Raw genomic sequence first — 22854 nt, 5'->3', positions numbered from 1 at the left:
TAAAAAAAAGTCATTAACGAGATTTTTCTCATTAATGACTTAATTGATGCTTTACCTACAGCGCTGACATCCAAATAAATATGACTATAGGACGGAATAAGCGCTTTTTATTTCTTAGAACTTGTAGCTAATACCAAAGGTAATACGACGGTCTGTTATACCTTGAGCACATAACATAGCCCCTTCATTAACACATGACTGTGTAATGTCTGACTCTGTTAAGTTGACAGCTTCAACACCAAGGTTTAAATTTTCATCGACGTCATAACTTACACTAGCATTAAGTTGTCCTCTGTCATGGGTTACAACAGGGAAGCCTAATGTAGAGTTAAGGCTAGCGCCCGCTGCAGTATCTTCAGTGCGAAACGCATCACGCCACGTATAACGTAATCTTGCTGAAAGACCAAATTTTTCATAGTAAACAGCTACATTGTAAGCGTTTTCTGAAAAATCAAGTAAACCTCGTTCTGATGAATACGTGACAAAGTTTGCATCGTCATAAACACCTTGTATTGCATTAAGGATATCTGTTCCGCGTGACGCTGAAGTGTAAAAAGCTGAACCGCCTTTATACTCTTGTATGGTGTAGTTGGCGACAATGCCGAAACCTGATGCCCAACCTAAGTCTTCTTCGAAGCTGGAAAGGTCATACTGGACAGCCATTTCTATACCTGATTGAGTCGTTGTTGCAGTATCATTAAAGAGTGTTTCAACATCAACACACAAACCTGTGGTATTTGGATCTCCGATTGCATTAGGCTGAACGGCAGGGTTATAGATACCGCCTCCTGCACATGTAGGTCCAGGTTCACGCCAACCGTTTGCGTCAATTGCTGCACTTTCTAATTGAGTAACAAATAAGTTAGTACGTTCTTTTTTGAAATAGCCGATACTAACTACTGCTGCCTCAGCAAAATACCATTCAGCAGAAAGATCAAACGAAGTGACTTCTTCAGGTTCCAAACCAGCATTACCAATTTCGACAGATTGATTTTCGTTTGTACCAAATGATACCGAGGTATTTAAATCGCCAAAGTTAGGACGAAGAATGTCTTTACCCCAACCTAAACGTAAAACCACATCGTCAGTTACATCGGCAACTAAATTCAAACGAGGTAATGTATAACTATAATCACCTTTGTTTGTTGCTGGCGTTGCAACACCATTGACTACTGTATTACCTGTTGATGCAATATCTGTTGATATATGACGAACACCAAAATTACCACGGAACATTTTATATTCAAAGTTTGCTTGTGCGTATAGCGCATGCGTTTCTTCTTTTATTTTAAAAGCTGCGGTATCTGAAGGTGTCAGGTTTGAAAAGTCTTGTTTACCGCCATGAGCAACAATAGCCGCTTCTAAGGTCGCTAACACACCGTCTGGATCATTGAATGCTAAGTCTGGATTAACAATAAGAAAATTTCTAAGGGCTAGTTCTCTACCATCGGCATCACCAAAGTGGCTAGGACCAGCAACAAGAAGTTCTGAAAACAAAGCGCCGTTTGGACTATCAACCATTTTGCTGAAGCCACCAATACGATCAGATATTGATACTGCACTATGTTTTGTTTCATTGTAGCGATAACCGAAATCAACAGAAGTGATCATACTTTCATCGATAAAATAAGTGAAATCAGTGCGGAATGCATTTTCAGAATTATCTGTAGAGCTTCTACTTATGTCTACCTGATCTAGCACAACGTTATTTGGATTAAGTAAATCATCAACAGTTGGTGCGAATGGAGAAGCAAAATCAATACCAAATGCCAATGAGTCACCAGTTAAATCATAAATAAATGGCACACTGTTATCGTTACTCGAACCATCAAGAGGCGTCAGTGGGTTAGGGTTAATAAAGTTTAATTGAGTGTTTAATGAAGGGGTAACGGTATCAGAATTTGCTGTAGACAACTCAGCACTTACAAATAAGTTATTACCTTGCCATTCACCACCAAATCTAAAAACTTCGGTGTCTGTGACACGAGCACCAGTATCACTGTTAAAGCGTAAGTTTGGATCGTCGTCATCAACTGAATTGATTGGTTGAATTGTGCCTCTGGTAGCCGCTTGAATACTGCCTAGATTTACACCATCAAGAGAGCCAAAGTTTATTGTTTCAAACTGAGAAGGTAAAGTGTAGTTAAGTACACTACTAACACCTGAACCTTGTACTCGTGTACTTTCTTGACGACGCTCTTGGCTGGTAATAATAGCATCAAAGAAAAATTTCGTGTTGTCGTTAGGGGCAAACTCAAGAGTAGTGGCAATATTGGTTGTTTCATATTCAAAATTTTCTAATTCCTGATTAAGGAATTGAATGCCGAGAAAATCGAAATCTTGAGCTGCAGGTCTTTTAGTTGCTTGATCTTCTAATGTGCCACTTCTATAGACGTCAGCGTTAACATTTTCAACAAGGCTACCATCACGGTCAACGCGTGGACGAAATGACGTAGCTTCTTGTTTAGCGTAGCTACCACTTATAACAAATCCAAATTTACCTGAGTCAAGTTCCCAGTTATCTCCGTATGCTCCTGAGAATCTTGGCTGAACACCATCAGTGGTTAAACTACTGTCTTCACCTTGTAAGCGAAGTGATCCTAATGTCTCAGTCAACTCAAGAGGACGAATAGTACGTAAATTTACCGTGCCACCAATAGAGCCTTCGGTCGTTTTAGCTTCTGGTGATTTTGTTATTTCAACACCCGCGATAATGGCCGCTGAAAGATCTTCAAAATTCATTCCACTTCGTCCAGACCCTGAGCCGACTGTCGAAGCACCATTAATTTCAACACGGTTAGCGTTACTACCACGAATTTGAACACCAGTACCTATACCAGCTGTTCTTGTGATTTGAACGCCTGTTACGTTTTCAAGAACCTCTGCAAGGTTTTGGTCAGGTAGCTTACCAATATCTGTAGCCATAATGACTTCGACCAGGTTAGCTGTTTCACGTTTTTCTGCAAGGGCAGTCGTTAGAGAGCTTCGCATACCCGTAACCTGAATTACTTCAATTTCAGTTTCATTGTTTACTTGTGGTTCTATTTCAGCTTCTTGTGCACTTACCGATGCTGCAAAATTCAGCGAGGTAGCTGAAAGAATCGCTAATGTTAATTTTGATAATTTTTGTCTCATATATTTCCCCTGTGTAGTTTTTTTGAAATTTGATTTGTAAACATCTCAAAAGCCACATCTTTAATTTATAAAAGTCGTCCCCTAAACCCCCAACACCTTACAAGTAAATTACTTAGTACTGATAAGGAATTACTACAGATAGTTACAATAAAAATTGGAAAGGTCAATCTTTTGGTTATACAAAACAAGTGTAAAAATGTGTAAATTGGTATACCAATATTCGCTTCGTTGGTTACCGGGTTGTTTGTTTATTGTTGTTTTGTCTTGTAAGTTATTGAATAAACAGTTTTTGGTCGATTATTGTGCATTAGTAATAACGAATGTTTTTATTTTTATATGTATCTTTTATATTCTAATAAAATATAAAGGAGTGTAGTTTATATATTGTAATGGTCTAGATAGGTTATGGTTGAATTTTTGCTGATCAACCATATATTTTTTATTGGTTGACCGGGTGGCGGCGCACAATTGATTCAACACTAATCTATTAGATAATAGCCATTAAAGTGATGTTTATTAGTAACAATATAAACGTTATTGTAAAACTTCAGCGCTTTGTATGAGCTAAAAATATAATAAATTATCATATAATGATAAGTATATATTTAACAATAAATTTTAGTTAAAGGGCATTTAAATCATATACTTGGTTTTTATCTGACTGTTATAAATGAAATGGTTAAACTATAAAATAGCTTAGATGAATACGGGTAACACCTATAAGCTTCATTATTTTTAATAAGTTAAACCAACTCTATTACCAATAATCATTGATTGGTTGACACCTATTGTTGTTTTGGTTAGTATTTAATGGTTCCTTATTGTTTCGAGTGTTTCTAAGCAATAAGTTTGTATAGACACAAGACAAGCATACCGTGTTTATACCGAAATTATTAACCGCTTGAATATAAGGTTCGGTGTTCGGTTTATATACCGAGTATTACCCTAGGGCTTAGATAATTTAGCTAAATATACTCAAATAAAATAACATGCCCATCGATAAAGTGAGCAATGTTGCACTCAGATAAACAAACAATAATATTTTTAGGAGTTAGATATGACAAAACCTATTATAGGTTTCATCGGCCTTGGCCTTATGGGCGGCAACATGGTCGAAAACTTACAAACGCGTGGCTTTCAAGTAAATGTAATGGATTTAAATAAAGAGGCGGTTGCTAAGGTAATTGCTCGCGGTAATGCTACTGAAGTCACCTCAGCGAAAGAACTCGCAGAACGTAGTGATATAGTAATGCTTGCGTTAACAACTTCTGTTGTTGTTGAAAAGCTAGTTTATGCTGAAGACGGTATTTTAGCGGGTATTAAAGAAGGTGCTGTTCTGATTGATTTTGGTACTTCTATACCAGCATCTACTCGTAAGATTGGTGCAGATCTTGCCAAGAAAGGCGCAGGGATGATTGATGCCCCATTAGGTCGAACACCCGCTCATGCTAAAGATGGCTTACTTAATATTATGGCTGCTGGTGACTTAGATACTTTTAATAAAGTGAAGCCTATTTTAGAACAGCAAGGTGAAAATGTATTCCATCTTGGCGCTCTTGGTGCAGGTCACACGACTAAGCTCATAAATAACTTCATCGGTATGACTACGGTTACAGCGATGTCACAAGCTTTTGCTGTTGCTGATAAAGCTGGCGTTGACCGCCAACAGCTTTTTGATATTATGTCGACAGGTCCATCTAACTCACCGTTTATGGGCTTTTGTAAAAACTACGCCGTAGATGGTGTAAGTGATTTAGGTTTCTCTATCGCTAATGCGAATAAAGATTTAGGTTACTTTTTAGAAATGGTCAAAGACCTTGGTACTGTGTCACAAATTGCTGAAGGTACTTCTGCCAATCTAAATGCAGCAGTTGCTGCCGACATGGGTAATGGTAACGTGCCAGAAATATTTGACTACTTCCTTAAATTGGCGAAGTAATTTCAATGTATATCATGCTAAAGTGACGAATATTGTTTTAGCATAATGACGCTATTAGTAAGGCGACCGCACTGTTGTTAGATTTTAAGTGATGAGTTGATTGACGATATAGTTAAATAAAAGGCCTCTATTAAAGAGGCCTTTTATGTTTTACCTGATATAAAGTTATAATTAATTAAATATCGTTAGAGTGAGGAATTGAATAAAGTCCACGCTTTTCACTGTTTTTTTGTTTTATTTCTTCTAACGCTCTCGACTCGACGGCATCAAATAAGGCGTTTATTAGTCGGTTAAAATGACTGTGCATAGCAAGCCTTGCTTGAGGAGCGTCTCTTAATTTTAATGCCTGATAGATCGCTTTATGCTCTGCAAGTGTTTTTGAATTATCTTTACTGCAAACACTGTCATAATCTTTAATAATTTCTGGTGTTGATGAGCGAAGCTTCCAAAGATTTTGTACGGTTAAAATCATCGCACTATTACGGGTAGCATTGGCTATAATTTGATGGAATTCTTTATCAGCGGCAGCAATAAACTGACTGTTTTCCATATCAACTAAGGTTTGATGTAAGCGAACCAATTCATCTTCGGTGATGGTTGTTGCCGCAATCGCTGCTACTTCACCTTCAATTAATGCTCTAGCTTGAGTAACCTCAAAAGCATTAATTTGCTTGTGTAAGCCCGATAATTGGTTAACCGGTTTTAAAACATAAACGCCGGAACCTGTTTTAACTTCAATTTTCTCACGAACTTCTAGGGCAATTATTGCCTCTCGAATCGTTGGTCTGCTCACTTTAAATGTTTCAGCTAATTCTCTTTCTGGTGGTAAGCGACTGCCTGCGGTGTAAATTTCAGAATCAATTAAAGCCTCTATTTTATCTACAATACCCCAAAATAGCCTGCGGTTGCTGCTCATATTATTTTCCTTAGCTAAATATAATAAAGTGATGCCCTATATAACTAATCATATAGCCTTCTGGCGCTTATGGCAAAACTATTAGGTGAGGAATTTTCTGTTTATTAATGTTTTGGTCTAGGTGTAAAGATAACTTCTGTATAAAGGTCTAGCGCTAAATTCAACTTTAATTATTACCAATTGGACGGTATTTGGTAATGTGATTTGGTTGACAATGGCTGTTGATATCAGTTAAATTAAATCGATTGTTAGTTAGAAGTACGATGTGAGCTGTTTTATTACATTAGTAATGGCGTTGGATAAGCCCGAAATGTAAAGGGAAGTGATACTTTTATTTTAGCTAAATCCAATTAATACCAATATGTTGACGTTATTTAATAGTTATTAGTAAAAACGTTAAATTTTACACTTTAATTTCATAGGTTATTTTATGCAGCAAACTAAACTATCACCCTATCTACTGTGTTGTCTCACCATAACATTTTGCTTAATGTTAACAACAAACCAATTAGCGGCAAAAGAATGGTTAGTTGGCGATCAAACGGCGTATAAAAATGCATTGGAAAAAGTAAAGCCGGGTGACAATATTATCTTGTCTGACGGCATATGGAATAACTTTGAAATTTTGTTTAAAGGCGAAGGTACAATACAAAAGCCAATAACACTAAAGGCACAAACAAAAGGTAAGGTTTTCCTGACTGGGCAATCAAATTTGAGGTTGTCTGGTAAGCATTTAGTCGTTTCAGGATTAGTTTTTAAAAATGGTTATACGCCTAGTAGTGCTGTTGTCGCTTTTAGAAGTAATAAAGAAAATTTAGCTTATCATTCACGGGTAACAGAAGTTGTTATTGATAACTTCAGTAATCCTGATAAGCGTGAGTCTGACTATTGGGTGGCTATTTATGGTCAATATAATCGTTTTGATCATAATTACCTCACCGGTAAACGTAATAAAGGGGTAACTCTTGCTGTTCGTTTAGATACAGTAGATAGTCAAGAGAATCATCATAAAATAGATCATAACTATTTTGGCCCTCGCCCTATTCTTGGCTCTAATGGTGGCGAAACTCTTCGTATTGGCACCAGCCATTATTCATTATCAAATTCATACACCTTAGTTGAAAATAATTATTTTGATCGCTGTGATGGTGAAGTAGAAATAATATCAGTTAAATCAGGACAAAATAAAATTCGTAATAATGTCTTTTTTGAGTCGAGAGGTACGCTGACCTTACGCCACGGTAATGGCAATATCATAGAAGAAAATGTCTTCTTTGGTAATGGCGTTGACCATACCGGTGGTATTCGAGTAATAAATAAAGAACAAATTATTCGTAACAATTATCTTGAAGGACTAACCGGTTATCGTTTTGGCAGTGGCTTTACTGTCATGAATGGCGTTCCTAATTCATCTATTAATCGATATCACCAAGTTGATAACGCTTTAATTGAAAATAATTCTTTAATTAATGTTGATCATATTCAGCTAGCAGCAGGAAGCGACCAAGAAAGAAGTGCGGTACCAATTAACTCTAAAGTACAAAACAACTTAATTTTTAATGATAATGGTCAACAACCTTTTACGCTATTTGACGATGTAAGTGGCATTAAATTTAAAGGCAATATTGCAAATACTGTCGCGCTAGAAAAGCTAGCATCAGGTATTAGCCAACAGAATATTGAGCTTAAGCGTGCAGCTAATGGCTTGCTTTACCCTACCGACAAAAAACTTTTGGCTAAGGGAGCTAAAAAGAGTTTATCACCCGTTTTAAAATCAGCAACAGGTCCAAGTTGGTACAAGAAAACTGATGGCTTAGTTGCCTTTGAATCGGGTCATACTATTAATGTTAAAGCAGAAGACGATGCTTTATTTAATGCTGTGGTTTCAGCAAGTAATGGCGATGTCCTTATATTGGCTGATGGAAATTACGATGTTAGAAAGATGATTGATATTAATAAAACGGTATCGATTAAAGCGCAAAATCAAGGCATGGTTAAGGTAACTTTTCAGCGTTCTACCTTATTTCAAATTTCTGATGGAGGTAGCTTAACTCTTGATGGCTTGAATATAAATGGTAGCAACAGTCCCGATGCTTCAGGTAATACCTTAGTTCGTTCACAGAAATGGGGAATGGTTTATAACTACCGTTTTGTTATGCGTAATAGCAAGGTGAGTGGACTTGATATTAATCATTCGTTTCATTTTTTTGACGCGGGTAATGGTTCGTTTGCTGATTATATTGAGTTAACTAATAACCAATTTACCGATATCACCGGTGATTTTCTTCGCTTAAACAAAGAAATTGAAGACTTAGGTATTTATAACGCGGAATATGTCATTTTAAAAAATAACACTTTTGATAATGTACAAGGTGCTTTAGTTAACTTATATCGAGGTGGCACTGACGAAAGTACTTTTGGTCCTCATTTAGCGATGTATAAAAACGCTATTAACAATAGTGGTAATGGTAAGCGTAATAAAACTGGATCGAGTCTTTACTTGCACGGTGTACAGGTTACCAATATCGACAATAATACTTTTACTGATACTGCTGAGATCATTATTGAACATACCGTAGGCGAACCCAAAACAGCTATAAATGATAATAACTTTAAGGGTACAGCAGCGCCTAATGTGAAAGAGCTACATGCCGCAGGCCCGCATACCGCTGTGCTATTAAACAACAAGCAATCTAACTAAGAGCTTCTCTATGAAAATTTCTAATCCAATGTCATTTTATTCACCAATATGGTGTTCAGCAAAAAAGGGGCTATTTCTTATTTCCATGCTGATTACCGCGGTACTGGCAAGTAATAAGGTGATGGCATATACGAGCCCTAATCTTGTTATTACCACTGCGGATGTCGCTGATATGCGTGGTGCTATTGAACAAAATGGACAGTTTACCGAAGCTTTTGTTGCTAATAAATTATTAGTTAATAAGCAAATAATACAAGTGATAACTGTACCTCTACCAAAAGATGGCGGCGGCGGTTATACCCATGAGCGCCATAAGAAAAATTATAAATTGATGTACGATGCAGGGATTATTTATCAATTAACGCAAGATGAAAAATATGCAAATTACGTACGTGACATGTTGCTTGAGTATGCAAAGCTCTACCCTACTTTACCTTTGCATCCAAAAAGAAAAATGGGTAAACAAAACCCAGGTAAACTCTTTTGGCAAAGCTTAAACGAAGCGATGTGGTTGGTATATACCAGTCAAGCTTACGATTTAATTATACCTTCTTTAACATCTGCTGAAAAATCGACCATTGAAAAAGGGCTATTTCATCCTATTGTAAAATTTTTATCTGTCGATTCTCCTGAAACATTCAATAAAGTTCATAACCATGGTACCTGGACAACGGCTGCTGTTGGTATGACAGGTTATGTATTAGGTGAGTTGGACTGGGTAGAACAAGCGCTTTATGGTTTAGATAAATCTGGCAAGGGCGGATTTTTAAGACAGTTAGATGAGCTTTTCTCTCCCGCAGGTTATTACAATGAAGGTCCTTATTACCAACGTTTTGCGTTACTGCCGTTTATTACCTTTGCTAAGGCTATTCAAACCAATCAACCTGAACGTAAAATTTTTGAATACCGTGATGGAATCGTATTAAAAGCGATTGATACGACGATACAATTAAGCTACAACAATTTATTCTTTCCAATTAATGATGCGATTAAAAGTAAGGGTATCGATACTATTGAGTTAGTTAATGGTGTTGCCATAGCCTATGGTTTTACAAAAGACACAGGTTTACTTGATATTGCTAACCTGCAGAAACAGATTTTATTAACTGGCGACGGTTTAAAAGTGGCAAATGCTTTAGATAATCATCTAGCTACGCCTTATAAATTTAAGTCGGTTGCCTTTGGTGATGGTAACGATGGCGAGCAAGGTGCCTTAGTGATCATGCGCCAAAATGTTGGTGGAGAACAAGCGGTACTGTTTAAACCCGCCGCGCAAGGTTTAGGTCATGGACATTTTGATAAACTGACTTGGCAATTTTATGATAAAGGTGAAGAGATAGTCTCAGATTACGGCGCTGCTCGATTTTTAAATGTTGAAGCTAAATTTGGTGGGCGATATTTGCCAGAAAACCAAACATGGGCTAAACAAACTGTTGCGCATAACACCGTTGTTGTTGACGAAAAATCACATTTTAATGCCAATGTTGCCGTGGGTAATGCCAATTACCCTAAACTGGTGTTTTTTGAAAAAGATACTAATGTGACGATCAGTTCTGCACGTATCAATAGTGCTTATGACGGTGTTTCATTAACTCGCACCATAGCGTTAATAAAACTGCCAGAGCAGGAACAATCATTGGTTGTTGATGTTTTTGATGTTATGTCAAAGCAAGCACATCAGTATGATTTACCTGTCCATTACAAAGGTCATTTAATTAGCACAAGCTTTGACTTAAACACCCATTTAACTAGCTTGCCAGTCTTTGGCAAAGAAAATGGCTATCAACACTTATGGTTAAAAGCACAAGCTCAACCCAAGGCTGGCTTATCTCAAATTACTTGGTTAAATGATAATGGTCGGTTTTACACAAACTCGATCGTTATGGACGGTGATGCTTCCTTAATCTTTACTCAGATTGGAGCCAACGATCCGCTCTTTAACTTACGTAACGAAAATGCCTTTATCAACCGTAAAACAAAATCTAAGAATCATACCTTTGTTAGCGTATTAGAGCCGCATGGCGAATATAACCCATCAAAAGAATTTACCATCGCAGCCGTAAGCAGTGTTGAAACATTATCACATCAAAAGATTGATGATATTGATGTGGTAGAAATCATGCTTAGTGGCGATAAACATTATCTATTAGCGTTTAATGCAACTGAAAAAAATCAACGCAATGCATTTTCATTTAATGGCTCAAAATATAAATTTGATGGCCGTTTTAAATTGTTCGAAATTAAAAAATAGAGGTCAACCATGAGTCAAAGTGAAAATTTTTCATTTGGTAATGAAACAGAAATAGAAGATATAGGCGGCGGTTTAAAGCGTCAAATGTTGGGTTACAACCATGAGTTGATGGCAGTTAAGATCTGGTTTGAAAAAGGTGCCATTGGTTACAATCATGCTCACCGGCACTCTCAAGTAACCTATGTTGTTGAAGGAGAATTTCACTTTAACATTAATGGTGTAACTAAAATATTAAAGCCAGGTGATAGCTGTATGATACCACCCCATGCTGACCATGGTGCGACTTGCCATACCGGTGGAATTTTAATTGATACTTTTAGCCCTGCTCGGGAAGATTTTGTCGAAGAAGGTGCTTTTGATCATATTCACAATAAGGAAAGCAGCTAATGAAACTTAAAAATCTCCGTTGGTGGGTTATTACGTTAATCGCAATCGCAACCGTAATTAACTACATTGATCGATCTGCACTTGCTGTATTGTGGCCAGACATCGTTGAAGATTTATTTCCTGATGAATCAGCTTTTGAACGAAAACAAATCTATGCAAATATTTCCATGGTTTTCATTTTATCTTATGCTTTTGGTCAAGCAATTTTTGGCAAGATATTTGATTGGATCGGTACTCGTTTAGGCTTTGTGTTATCTATTGGTGTTTGGTCTCTTGCCACTGCCGCTCACGCATTTGCACAGGGTGTACTGAGTTTCAGTATTTTTCGCGCTATATTAGGTGTTGCGGAAGCTGGAAACTGGCCCGGTGCAGCTAAGAGTAATGCCGATTGGTTCCCGACAAAAGAACGTGCCTTAGCACAAGGTATCTTCAACTCTGGTGCTGCTATTGGCGGTATCATTGCTATTCCGTTAGTGGCCTATTTGACCGTTTATTTCAGTTGGCAAATGGTCTTTGTTGTTATTGGTTTGGTTGGTTTATTGTGGCTTATTCCTTGGATTATATTGGTAAAGGCGCCACCTAAATCACATCCTTGGATCACCGATGAAGAACGCGCATATATTTTAACGGGTCAACGAAATACTAATGTTGATGATTCTTCAACGGAAGACGAATATAACCCAAGTACGGGTGAATTACTGTCACGTAAAGAAAGTTGGGGCGTAATTATTGCTTCAGCGGCTATTGACCCTATTTGGTGGCTATTTGTTTTTTGGATCCCTATTTACCTTAACGAAGTGTATGGCATGGATGTTAAAGCTATTGGTATCTACGGATGGGTACCTTATGTGGGTGCTATGTTTGGTGCTTGGTTTGGTGGTCTTCTTGCACAGAATCGTATAAAGGCAGGCTGGAATATTGATAGAACTCGTAAGTTAACCATTACTTTGGGTTGTTTGATTATGTTGCCAGCACTATTAGCGATGGCAAGCCCTGGTGGACCCACTACAGCGGTAATGATTATGGCTGTTATCTTATTTGGCTTCCAAACCGTTATCAGTAATCTTCAAACATTACCTAGTGACCTTTTTGGTAAAAAATCTGTAGGTACACTCGCTGGATTTTCAGGCATGGCGGCAAAATTTGGCGCATTAGGCTTAACAGCGTTAGTGCCTATTTTAACTGCTGATGGTAACTACACCCCTGCTTTTGTTATCGGTGCGTCTTTAGCTATTATTGCAATGGCCGCTGTTTGGATTCTTATTCCCAAAATAGAACCATTAAAACCTAAAGCTTAAGCATGTAATCATCCGGTAATTAGTTACCGGATAAATTTTAATTAAATTAATAAGGCTATGTAAATGAAGAACATTTATTTATTCGGCGAATGTATGATTGAATTGATGCCTGCTGCACAAGATCAGTCATCTACTCTAATGAAACAATCGTTTGCCGGAGATGTTTTTAACACAGCTGTTTACCTAAAACGCACTTTTACTGACATGAACGTGCATTTAGTTACCGCTGTTGGTCAAGACCCATTTAGCCTTGATATGCTCCAATACTTTGAGAATGAAAATATTGGCTGTGATTTTGTGTTTAAATCGACAACAAAAATCCCAGGTTTATACTCTATTCAACTTGATGAGCAAGGTGAACGTAGTTTCACCTATTGGCGTGAAAACTCTGCTGCTCGCCAAGTAATGCAACACATTGATGATGAAGTGATAAGTCAATTAGCAAAAGGAGATATGTTTTTTTTCTCCGGTATTTCTTTGGCTGTTATTGAGCCAAGTGCTAGAGCAGCATTCTGGCTTTTAATTGATCAATTAAAAGCCGCAGGAGTACAAATTGTATTTGACCCTAATTACCGTCCTCGTATGTGGAGTGGCGCCAAAGAAGCTCAAGATCAGTTTGAATTAGCCTTACAAAAATCAGATTTATCTTTGCCTGGTGTTGATGATTTTCAGCAATTATTTGGTATGACTACCGTTGAAGAAGTTAATCAATACTGTCAGCAATTTGGCTTAACTGAATTAATCATAAAAAATGGCGAGCAAGGCATTTTAGTTGTCGTTGACGGCGAAACGTCTCAATTTGCCATCACCCCAGTAGAAAATGTGGTTGATACAACGTCTGCGGGCGATTCATTTAATGGCGTTTACCTTGGTGCTCGTATTGAGGGGTACTCAGTAAATGACTCAATTTCCTTAGCATCAAAAGCCGCTGGCTTTGTAATACAACATAGAGGTGCTATTGCACCAGCAGATGAGTTTAATCGGTTTATTAAAACTCAACTCGAATTAGTCTAAAAATTTAATAAGGATCATTCATGAAATCATTTTCCACACTGATGGGAAAGCAGACTCTGCTACCTATAATTCAAGCAGACAATGTTGAACAAGGACTTAATATTGCTAAAGCTATGGCCGCCGCAGGTATTGGTTTAGTTGAAGTGGTACTGAGAACGCCAGCATCACTTGATATTATAAAAGCCATTAAGCAAGAACTACCCGAATTAAAAGTAGGTGCTGGTACGGTGCTTGACGCTAATGTTTTAAAGCAAGCACTCGATGCGGGTAGTGATTTTATTATTACGCCAGCAGTATCAAGTCAATTACTGACTGTTTTAGCTAAATGTACGGTTCCTGTACTTCCTGGAGTATCTAATACGGCAGATATACTTTTAGCAAAGGAATTTGGCTATAACGAGCTCAAATTATTTCCTGCTTCATTATCTGGAGGTGCTCCGTTTTTAAAAGCTATGGGGTCAGTTTTTAAAGATATATCTTTTTGCCCAACTGGCGGAATTAAGCAGAGTAATCAAGATGAATATTTAGCATTAACCAATGTATTTGCTGTCGGTGGCACTTGGATTGCTGATGCTAACTGGGTAGAATCGGGGCAATGGTCTAAGATCACAGCTGCTTGTTTAACTGCCCAAGGAATTAATTAATATGAAGAGTTTATCAGATCTCGTCAAGAGTGGTTTTGTCTTCGGTGAAGATGTTAGCGTGCTTTTTGATTATGCTAAAAAAAATAAGTTTGCTTACCCTGCGGTTAATGTCATTGGTACTAACTCTATTAATGCAGCACTCGAAGCGGCCAGTGAAATAAACTCACCTATTATTATTCAATTATCATATTCGGGTGCGGCTTTTTTTATTGGTAAAGGGCATAAACTTTCACCTATGGATGCCGCCATTGAAGGCGGTGTTATCGCGGCAAAATATATTAAAGCCGTGGCTAAGTTTTATGATATTCCTGTCATCATTAACACCGACCATGCTTCTAAAAAGCTCTTACCTTGGATTGATGGCTTATTAGCGCACAGCGAGGCACATTTTAAAACAATGGGTGAACCATTATTTAGCTCGCATATGATTGATTTATCTGAGCAAACATTAGTCGAAAATATTGATATTTGTGCTCGTTATCTTAAACGCATGACAGCAATCGGTATGACCTTAGAAATTGAGCTCGGCTGTACAGGCGGCGAAGAAGACGGTGTCGATAATACTGGCCTTGATGCTTCATTACTTTATACCCAACCCGAAGATGTTGCTTATGCTTATGAGCACTTAAGTCGTGTCAGTGATTCATTCACCATTGCGGCTTCTTTTGGTAATGTGCATGGTGTTTATAAGCCTGGTAACGTGCAATTAACGCCTAAGATATTGAAAAACTCTCAAGCCTTTGTCGCCGAAAAATATGGTTTGGGACATAACGCGCTGAACTTTGTTTTTCACGGTGGATCAGGGTCTGCACCAGCAGAAATCACTGAAGCTATTGGTTATGGTGTCATCAAAATGAATATAGATACCGACACACAGTGGGCAAGCTGGAAAGGGGTTGCTGACTATTATCAAGACAATAAAGCTTATCTGCAAAGCCAAATAGGTAACCCTACGGGTGACGATAGTCCTAACAAAAAATATTACGACCCACGTGTCTGGTTACGTAAAGTCGAATTGTCGATGGCTGAGCGTTTAATCCTTTCATTTAAAGAACTTAATTGCCTTAATCGGTATAAGGGAGACTTATGAAACGCTTAGTTCACTGTTTAGAAAACGATAAGGTTGATATTGAACTTATTCTGTTAATTGATACCATTGTAACAGCCTGCAAAGAAATTTCTTTTAGAGTGGGACAAGGCGCATTGTCAAATGTGCTGGGCTCTACCTTAGATGAGAATATTCAGGGTGAAACGCAAAAAAAATTAGACATCATCAGTAATCAGTTACTTAAAGATATGTTGTTAGAGAGTGGTCGCGTTAGAACCATTGCGTCTGAAGAGGAAGACTCGGTGGTTGCGGCAACCGAAGGTGCCCCTTACATTGTCGCCTTTGACCCACTTGATGGCTCTTCTAATATTGATATTAATGGTCAAATAGGCACAATATTTACCATCTATCGCGCCAAAGACGACGTTCCGGCAACCAGCGAATTACAATTTGCTCAACAAGGAACCGAGCAAGTATGTGCGGGCTATGTGTTATATGGTCCCTCGACCATGCTGGCGTTGACCACGGGCGGTCCGTCGCGTTTATATACCTTAGATAGAACACAAGGCTGCTACTTACTGACCACCACACAACTGGAAATACCGACACAGACAGCAGAGTTTGCGGTCAATATGTCAAACTTTACTCAGTGGTCATCGGGCTTTACCGATTACATTAATGCTTTACTGTTAGGCAATGAAGGCCCGCGCGCTAAAAAATATAACATGCGTTGGAATGGCGCTATGGTGGGTGATGTTCATCGTGTTTTGTCTCGTGGTGGTATTTTTTGCTACCCCAGCGATACTAAAAATGCTCAGCAACCGGCTAAATTACGTTTGTTGTATGAAGCCAATCCCTTAGCCATGCTTGTTGAAAATGCTCAGGGTAAAGCTTTTACTGAACACGAGCGTATCTTAACAATCATACCATCGCATATTCATCAACGTGTTGCGGTGATTATGGGCTCAACGGAAGAAGTTGATGCATGTTTAGGGTATTTAAAGCCAACGCCCTAATCAGTTATAATGATTTTTTCGTATAAATATGACCGATAGCTAAAGGTTACGCTATCATGTGACTTTGTAGTCAGTCTCCTCTTTTAAATTAGGATATAACGGGTATGTTACCAAGCACCCCAGAGTGGAAGTCACTCGTTAATCATTATAATAAAAACGTACCGGTACAAATGCGCGATTTATTTACGCAAGATACGGAACGTTTTAATAATTTTTCACTTTCTGGCGCGGGAATAATGCTCGATTATTCGAAAAACCGCGTTACTGATGAAACCATGCACTTACTCATGAATCTGGCACAATCATCCGGTTTAGTCGATAAGCGTGCTCAGATGTTTAATGGCTCAGCGATTAATACCACTGAAAATCGTCCGGTATTACATACCGCGTTACGTAACTTTTCAGGGAACGCTGTCTATGTTGATGGTGTCGATGTGATGCCACAAATACAGACAACGCTGGCTAAGCTCGAAATTTTTGTTAATGATATTTCATCAGGTAAAAAAGTAGGCTATACCGGCAAAGCATTTACGGATGTGATTAGTATTGGCATTGGCGGGTCTTTTCTTGGACCTAAAATAATGTCAGAGGCACTAAAACCTTATCAACAAAGCCAGTTAAACGTCCATTTTATTGCGAACGTTGACGGTTGTCACATTCATGATGTGCTTGCTAAAGTCAATCCTGAAACGACGCTCTTTATTACGTCATCTAAAACATTAACTACCCAAGAAACACTGCGTAATACCCTAACAGCACGTGATTGGTTTGTTGCTACTGCCACCACCGAAAACGTTAAACATCACTTTGCCTGTGTGTCGTCTAATGTTGAGGCCGCGCAAGAATTAGGTATAGATAAAGATAATATTTTTCCGATGTGGGATTGGGTGGGAGGACGTTATTCGGTCTGGTCTGCGATTGGTTTACCCTTAGCTTTAGCGATAGGTTTTGAGCATTACCGTGACTTTTTACAAGGTGCGTTTGAAATGGATGAACATTTCACCCAGGCGCCACTTGAAAAAAACCTCCCGGTTATTTTGGCGTTATTAGGTATTTGGTACCGAAATTTTCATGGCGCGCAATCACAGGTTTTATTACCTTATTACCATTATTTACGGGGTTTACCGGCTTATATCCAACAGTTGGATATGGAGAGTAACGGAAAATCTATTTCACTTGATAATAAATCGATGTCTTATGATACTGGGCCGATCATTTGGGGAAGCGAAGGGACCAACGGTCAGCACTCGTTTCATCAACTTATTCATCAAAGCAAAACCCCTATTCCTGTTGATTTTTTGATGCCGTTATTCCCCTTTCACGAGATGGGGAATCATCATGACATGCTGGCGTCTAACTGTTTTGGTCAAAGTCAGGCCTTAATGGCGGGGCAAAGTCTCGAAGAAGTGAAAGCGGCAATGAAAAAAGCGAACTGTGATGTATCAGAGATTCAAAAGCTGTCTACACATAAAGTTATGGAGGGTAATAAACCCAGTAACACGCTTTTATTTGAAAAGTTAACACCTAAGGTGCTTGGCAGTTTAATTGCTATGTATGAGCATAAAGTGTTTGTGCAGGGGGTTATTTGGAAAGTGAACTCTTTTGATCAATGGGGGGTTGAATTAGGCAAGTCGCTGGGTAATAAAGTACTAACAAAAATAACTGACCCCAGTGAAACGCTAGATATGGATGGCTCAACGAATGCCCTTATTAAGCTTTACAGAGCTCGTTAAATGCTCAAGCTTAGCCAATAGTTGACTATTAGCGCTAGTTTTTTAGCGCTAATTTTTGCTATATTTAAGTGGGATCTATATATTTTATTATCTGCATCTATCAAAAATTAAAAAGTTTGATATTTTAAATATTCGGGATATAAAGTTAAGTAGTCGCACCAAGAACTAAAGCTACGGTATTGAAAACGTTTATCTGTGGCGGTGTACCATTTCGATTCACGAAGTGCCTGTAATCGAAATTTAATTTTGTACCCGTCGATTGCAACATAACAGGCAAGGTTTTCAGTCGTGTTGTTTTTTATTTTAACCTGTGCAAATCCGTCTAAATTACGGCCATAAATAGTTTTTGTTTTTGGCTTCGCATGGACGATATTTGTTAATAACAATATTAATACAGCAAAAAATAGGGTGATGAGTAAGTTTTTCATTAAATTTACATTATTTTCTTTAGATAATAAGGAAGTATTAGCTATTTGATATTCTTTACAAAAGTATAGCTGACTTATTGTGTAGAGTGAAAAGTGATTTAATATTTAAATAAAAAGAACATTTTTTTTTATATACCATTGAAAGCTCTCCCTATTGGCACCATAACTATTTATAACATTATATAAGCGCTAAAATTTTTAAATGAAAAGCGCATGCATTAAAGAGAAGAATATTATTATGGCTAACGTCGTTCCAGTAAGAAAAGATCAACACCAGAATTTAAAAGTTACTACTAAACGTGGCTTAGAACATATTGAGAAGCAACACATTGCTCCAATTACCGCAGCAGAATATACCAAAGCCGCTAACAGCTTTCCTATCTTCTTAGTTAAACAGCCTGAGGGCTCAAGCTTCCGCAGTATCGTTATGCTAGGACTAGAAGCTGGCGAAAACTTATACTATAAAGATGAACGTTGGACTGGTACTTACTTACCACACGGTGCATCTATGATGCCGTTTGGTTTAGGTATAGACCCAGATAAAGAAAAAACGTTAACGACTTATATCGATTTAGACAGTGCTTATGTAGGCGATGATAAAGATAATGCCTTGTTTGACGCTGAAGGTTTGGTTACCGATTTTTATAAAAACGTTCAAGAATCATTAGGCCGTTTATATGAAAATGAAACGATGACTGAACGATTCATGGTTGAATTAGCTGAAAATGATTTATTGCGAGAATTAGAATTGCATATTAATTTCAGTACCGGCGAAAATAAAAAACTGGTTGGTTTATTTGGCATTAATGAGAAAAAACTTCAGGAACTTAGCGAAGCTAAAGTTTTAGATTTCCATAAACGAGGTCTATTTATTCCTATTCATGCGATGTTAGGATCGATTGGTCAGATTAATCGTTTAGCTCAATTACGCAATCTATCTGATAGTGAGCAAAAAGTAACGGCTATTCAAATACAATTTGCTAAAGAAACTGCTGAAGCGTAATCGCTTAACGGTTTTAAAGAGAAGAGCCTTATGGCTCTTTTTTTATATCTAAATAAACGTAATGTTATATTTTGGGATATACTCATTTTTTAAACTTTTCCATGGAGAGTACAGTGGCTATTCAACTTCCTTTTTCCCATTTAAGTCAATGGCAACAGATCGCTTTTTCTGCTGCATTATTAGAGCGAATGATCCCCAATTATAAAGTTTTTTCTGAACATGCAGATTTTGGTGAATTTTCAGTATTACGTAATCAATTAGAGCTTATCTGGCAGTGGCTTGATAAAAATAATCGTTGTAAAATAAATTATGAAGCACAAATAAATAAACTGGAGCCACAAATACCCGATCCAGAAGGTTTTGATTTTTTTGGGGTATTTCCAGCCATTGATGCAACTATGGCAACAATGTCACTTTTACAGGCGATGCAAGATAAAGAGGTAGAAGGCGCTGAAATTGTCTCACGATTATCAGAGAATAGCGTAACTTATTATGTTGAACTGATGATCGCTGATCAAAGAGACGCTAATGACGACAGTGACATTACGACTAAAGAAATAGAACAACACCCATTAATGGAGTGGGAGTTTGATACGCAAAATGAGCTCTATTACGCACTAAAAGATTCTCCTGAAAATAAAGAAACCTGTATTAAAATTAAAGCGATGGTTCTTGAAGAAGGATTATCCAATTTAGGCATTGAAATTACTTAGGATGCACAATCTACTTATTAGAATAACTAAACAATTAGAATAACTAAACAATTAGGATAAAAGATGAAATTATTCCACACTATTTTGATGACGGTAGCCTATCTATTTGCCTCTTTAGCTTTTGGTAATCCTGCAAATACGCTTGAACAAAAAAATCAAAATATCGAAAAATCGATTAATAAGGCAATGAATACTTTTCAAGTGCCTGGTGTTGCTGTTGCTATTATTAAAGATAATAAAGTGGTGATGAGTAAAGGTTTCGGTTTAACTGAATATGGTAAAAATAATAAGGTTAATGGCGATACTCTTTTTGGTATTGCCTCTAACACTAAGGCGATGACCACAGCGTTATTAGCCAATTTGGTGGATCAAGGGAAATTGACATGGCAAACAAAGGTTATTGATATACTCCCTGAATTTCAAATGCCAAACGCTTACGTGACTCGCGAGTTTACCCTACTCGATTTATTATCACACAACAGTGGTTTAGGCCTAGGTGCAGGCGACCTGATGATTTGGCCAGGTACAACGTTAACCAATAAAGATATTATTAAAGGCTTAAAGCATTTACCCGAGGTTTCAAGTTTTCGCAGTGTGTTCGCTTACGACAATTTAATGTATGTTATTGCCGGTGAGATCATCGCAAAAGTTACCGGTAAAACTTGGCAAGAAAATATTAAAGAAACTATTTTTAAGCCGTTAGGGATGAAGAATACTAAAGCAAAGTTTTCACTGATTTCAACAGACAACAAAAATGTTGCTCGTGCTCATGTTCCGTTAGATGGCAAGCTAAATGTGGTTGGTGGTAACTTCTTAGAGCAGTTTTCTTCAGCGGGATCTGTTGCCTCAAGTGTTAATGATATGTCTTTATGGCTCAAAGCGCAGTTAAACGAAGGCGTTTACGGTGATAACAAAAAACTTTTTAGTGAACGTCAAAGCCACAACATGTGGCAAATGCGAACAATATTACCGGTATCAGCTACCGCGACAAAAAATGATAAAACCCATTTTTCTGGTTATGGTCTAGGTTGGTTTTTAAATGATTATCACGGTGTAAAGTTAGTTCATCACAGTGGTGGCATTCTAGGTATGGTCTCTAAAGTTGTTTTAGTTCCAGAAGAAAACTTAGCGATGGTTATTTTAACCAATCAGCAATCGGGATATGCTTTTAATGCGATTTATCATCAAATATTAAATGAATATTTAGACTTGCCTGAAAAAGACTGGGTGGATTTCTATGTGACGATGAGTGAGCAACGAAAAAGTGCAGAAAAAAATCGTTTAGCAGAAGCCGCCAGTAATGTTGATAAAAATTCACGTCATTCTTTACCTTTAAAAGCTTATGCACAAACCTATCAAGATAATTGGTACGGTGATATTGCGATTAACTATGCAAATAATGCTTTAAGCATGCAGTTTGGTCATACACCCGCATTGCGCGGTGTATTAGAGCATTATCAACATAATACTTTTATTGTGCGCTGGGATGATAGAACCTTGGAAGCCGATGCTTTTGTTAATTTTAATCTGAATCCGGATGGTTCAATTAACGAGGTAACAATGCAAGCTGTGTCGCGCGCAACCGATTTTAGCTTTGATTTTCATGACTTAAAGCTTAAACCTAAGCAGTAAGCGTTTTATTGATAATGTTAAGCTGGGGGCGTTTAAGGTTAACTCCCAGCGATAAACGAAGGTTACATTTTTTGATATAAACGATAAGCGACTTGTCCGGCTATTTTTTCTTTTAATAGTGTCCAGTTCATGGGCAGCTGTTGGTTATTCTGTTCACTTTCCATTTCTATATAAATCAATGCGTTGTCAGCCAAACTATGTTGGTCTAATCGTTTGGCCGTTTGCTCCACTAAATTTTTGCGAAAAGGCGGATCAATAAAGACAATATCAAATTTGCTGATATTTTTTTCAATGAAACTCAGCGCATCACTATTTACTATCGAGATATTAGCTGATTTCAGTAAACGTTGGTTTTCAAGTAATTGCTGAGCTGCCGCTTTGTTTAATTCTACGAAACTAACATGGCTTGCCCCTCGTGATAATGCCTCAAAACCCAAACCACCAGAGCCAGCAAAGCAATCTAAACAGAGACTGTCTTGAATAAAAGGCATTAACCAATTAAAGACGGTTTCTTTTACCCTATCTGTGGTGGGTCTTAAACCTTCTGCCATTAAAACAGGCAGCTTTCGGCCACGGTGTGATCCGCCAATAATACGAATACTGCCTTTATTGTTAGGTTTTGCTGATTGTTTACGTTGTTTGTTCATATCTTACTCAGCTTTTGTTTTTTGTATTGTTTTTAGGTGCTACTATAGCGAGGATTTTATCCTTGTTTAGTGAACTATTGCCATCAAAATGATGGTGCAGAGAAGAATTTATTGTTATGTCAAAGAAAAAAGGTCTATTTTCCTGGTTAGGTTTGGGACGTCAGCAAGAAGAAGCTGTTGAAGAAGTTACAGATGTCGTTGAAACATCAGTAGAAACATCTGATGTTTCTGAAGAAAAAATCGCAGAGAATGTTGAAGAAATTCAAGGTGAAAGCCTTGTAATCGATGACATTGTTGTCGACAATATTCTTGCAGAGCCAGAGCCAGAGCCAGAGCCAGAGCCAGAGCC

General features: G+C 37.7%; 17 protein-coding genes and 1 pseudogene. 14 read left to right on the top strand and 4 right to left on the bottom strand.

From position 1 onward, the window contains the following. Window positions 1-114 precede the first annotated feature (114 nt). On the bottom strand, window positions 115-3135 hold the full coding sequence (locus tag H4J62_RS13345; protein WP_182217841.1) for a TonB-dependent receptor: 3021 nt from the start codon (window positions 3133-3135) through the stop codon (window positions 115-117). A 1057-nt stretch (window positions 3136-4192) separates the two neighbouring features. Here H4J62_RS13345 and H4J62_RS13340 point away from each other — a divergent pair. Then, window positions 4193-5074, top strand: coding sequence for an NAD(P)-dependent oxidoreductase (locus H4J62_RS13340; RefSeq protein ID WP_182217840.1), 882 nt, complete (start codon window positions 4193-4195; stop codon window positions 5072-5074). A gap of 175 nt (window positions 5075-5249) precedes the next feature. Here the strand turns inward: H4J62_RS13340 and H4J62_RS13335 are convergent, their stop codons facing one another. Next, window positions 5250-5990 (bottom strand): FadR/GntR family transcriptional regulator, encoded by a 741-nt coding sequence (locus H4J62_RS13335; protein WP_182217838.1) that lies wholly within the window; start codon window positions 5988-5990, stop codon window positions 5250-5252. A gap of 430 nt (window positions 5991-6420) precedes the next feature. Here H4J62_RS13335 and H4J62_RS13330 point away from each other — a divergent pair, with 430 nt between their 5' ends. The 9 genes from H4J62_RS13330 to pgi all read left to right on the top strand — a co-directional run bounded on the left by H4J62_RS13330 (window position 6421) and on the right by pgi (window position 18082). Then, the gene (locus H4J62_RS13330) at window positions 6421-8691 is read left to right on the top strand and encodes a polysaccharide lyase 6 family protein (protein ID WP_404842432.1); all 2271 of its coding nucleotides are present in this window, start codon (window positions 6421-6423) and stop codon (window positions 8689-8691) included. An 85-nt stretch (window positions 8692-8776) separates the two neighbouring features. After that, window positions 8777-10942, top strand: coding sequence for a heparinase II/III family protein (locus H4J62_RS13325; protein ID WP_259366499.1), 2166 nt, complete (start codon window positions 8777-8779; stop codon window positions 10940-10942). 9 nt (window positions 10943-10951) lie between these two features. Further along, on the top strand, window positions 10952-11329 hold the full coding sequence (locus H4J62_RS13320; protein WP_182217836.1) for a cupin domain-containing protein: 378 nt from the start codon (window positions 10952-10954) through the stop codon (window positions 11327-11329). Then, a complete protein-coding gene (locus tag H4J62_RS13315; protein ID WP_182217835.1) occupies window positions 11329-12627 on the top strand; it encodes an MFS transporter in 1299 nt (432 codons plus the stop codon). The genes H4J62_RS13320 and H4J62_RS13315 overlap by 1 nt, the downstream gene beginning before the upstream one ends. A gap of 63 nt (window positions 12628-12690) precedes the next feature. Beyond that, window positions 12691-13641 carry a sugar kinase gene (locus H4J62_RS13310; RefSeq protein WP_182217833.1) on the top strand — a complete coding sequence of 317 codons (951 nt, stop codon included), beginning with the start codon at window positions 12691-12693 and terminating at the stop codon, window positions 13639-13641. Between the two features lie 20 nt (window positions 13642-13661). Then, window positions 13662-14285 carry a bifunctional 4-hydroxy-2-oxoglutarate aldolase/2-dehydro-3-deoxy-phosphogluconate aldolase gene (gene eda, locus H4J62_RS13305; protein ID WP_182217831.1) on the top strand — a complete coding sequence of 208 codons (624 nt, stop codon included), beginning with the start codon at window positions 13662-13664 and terminating at the stop codon, window positions 14283-14285. A gap of 1 nt (window position 14286) precedes the next feature. Then, window positions 14287-15375, top strand: coding sequence for a class II fructose-bisphosphate aldolase (gene fbaA, locus H4J62_RS13300; RefSeq protein WP_182217829.1), 1089 nt, complete (start codon window positions 14287-14289; stop codon window positions 15373-15375). Continuing rightward, on the top strand, window positions 15372-16349 hold the full coding sequence (locus H4J62_RS13295; protein ID WP_182217827.1) for a class 1 fructose-bisphosphatase: 978 nt from the start codon (window positions 15372-15374) through the stop codon (window positions 16347-16349). The genes fbaA and H4J62_RS13295 overlap by 4 nt, the downstream gene beginning before the upstream one ends. Window positions 16350-16453: 104 nt before the next feature. Then, the gene (gene pgi / locus H4J62_RS13290; protein ID WP_182217826.1) at window positions 16454-18082 is read left to right on the top strand and encodes a glucose-6-phosphate isomerase; all 1629 of its coding nucleotides are present in this window, start codon (window positions 16454-16456) and stop codon (window positions 18080-18082) included. 107 nt (window positions 18083-18189) lie between these two features. Here the strand turns inward: pgi and H4J62_RS13285 are convergent, their stop codons facing one another. Then, a complete protein-coding gene (locus H4J62_RS13285; RefSeq protein ID WP_182217824.1) occupies window positions 18190-18510 on the bottom strand; it encodes a hypothetical protein in 321 nt (106 codons plus the stop codon). Window positions 18511-18748: 238 nt separating this feature from the next. Between H4J62_RS13285 and H4J62_RS13280 the strand changes: the two genes are divergently transcribed. The 3 genes from H4J62_RS13280 (at window position 18749) to H4J62_RS13270 (ending at window position 21858) form a co-directional block, all read left to right on the top strand. Beyond that, window positions 18749-19513, top strand: a complete 765-nt coding sequence (locus tag H4J62_RS13280; protein WP_182217822.1) for a SapC family protein — start codon at window positions 18749-18751, stop codon at window positions 19511-19513. 113 nt (window positions 19514-19626) lie between these two features. Beyond that, window positions 19627-20226 (top strand): YjaG family protein, encoded by a 600-nt coding sequence (locus H4J62_RS13275; protein WP_182217821.1) that lies wholly within the window; start codon window positions 19627-19629, stop codon window positions 20224-20226. Between the two features lie 63 nt (window positions 20227-20289). Beyond that, complete coding sequence (locus H4J62_RS13270; protein WP_182217819.1) at window positions 20290-21858, top strand: serine hydrolase; 1569 nt, start codon at window positions 20290-20292, stop codon at window positions 21856-21858. A gap of 62 nt (window positions 21859-21920) precedes the next feature. Here the strand turns inward: H4J62_RS13270 and rsmD are convergent, their stop codons facing one another. Continuing rightward, the gene (rsmD, locus tag H4J62_RS13265; protein ID WP_070375326.1) at window positions 21921-22505 is read right to left on the bottom strand and encodes a 16S rRNA (guanine(966)-N(2))-methyltransferase RsmD; all 585 of its coding nucleotides are present in this window, start codon (window positions 22503-22505) and stop codon (window positions 21921-21923) included. A 116-nt stretch (window positions 22506-22621) separates the two neighbouring features. On the opposite strand from rsmD, the pseudogene H4J62_RS13260 reads away from it, so the two are divergent. Beyond that, window positions 22622-22854, top strand: a pseudogene (locus H4J62_RS13260) (hypothetical protein); the annotation flags it as partial.

The organism is Colwellia sp. BRX8-5 (genome assembly GCF_014077325.1).
GTDB lineage: Bacteria > Pseudomonadota > Gammaproteobacteria > Enterobacterales > Alteromonadaceae > Colwellia_A.
This window is presented reverse-complemented; position numbering and strand designations above follow the sequence as displayed.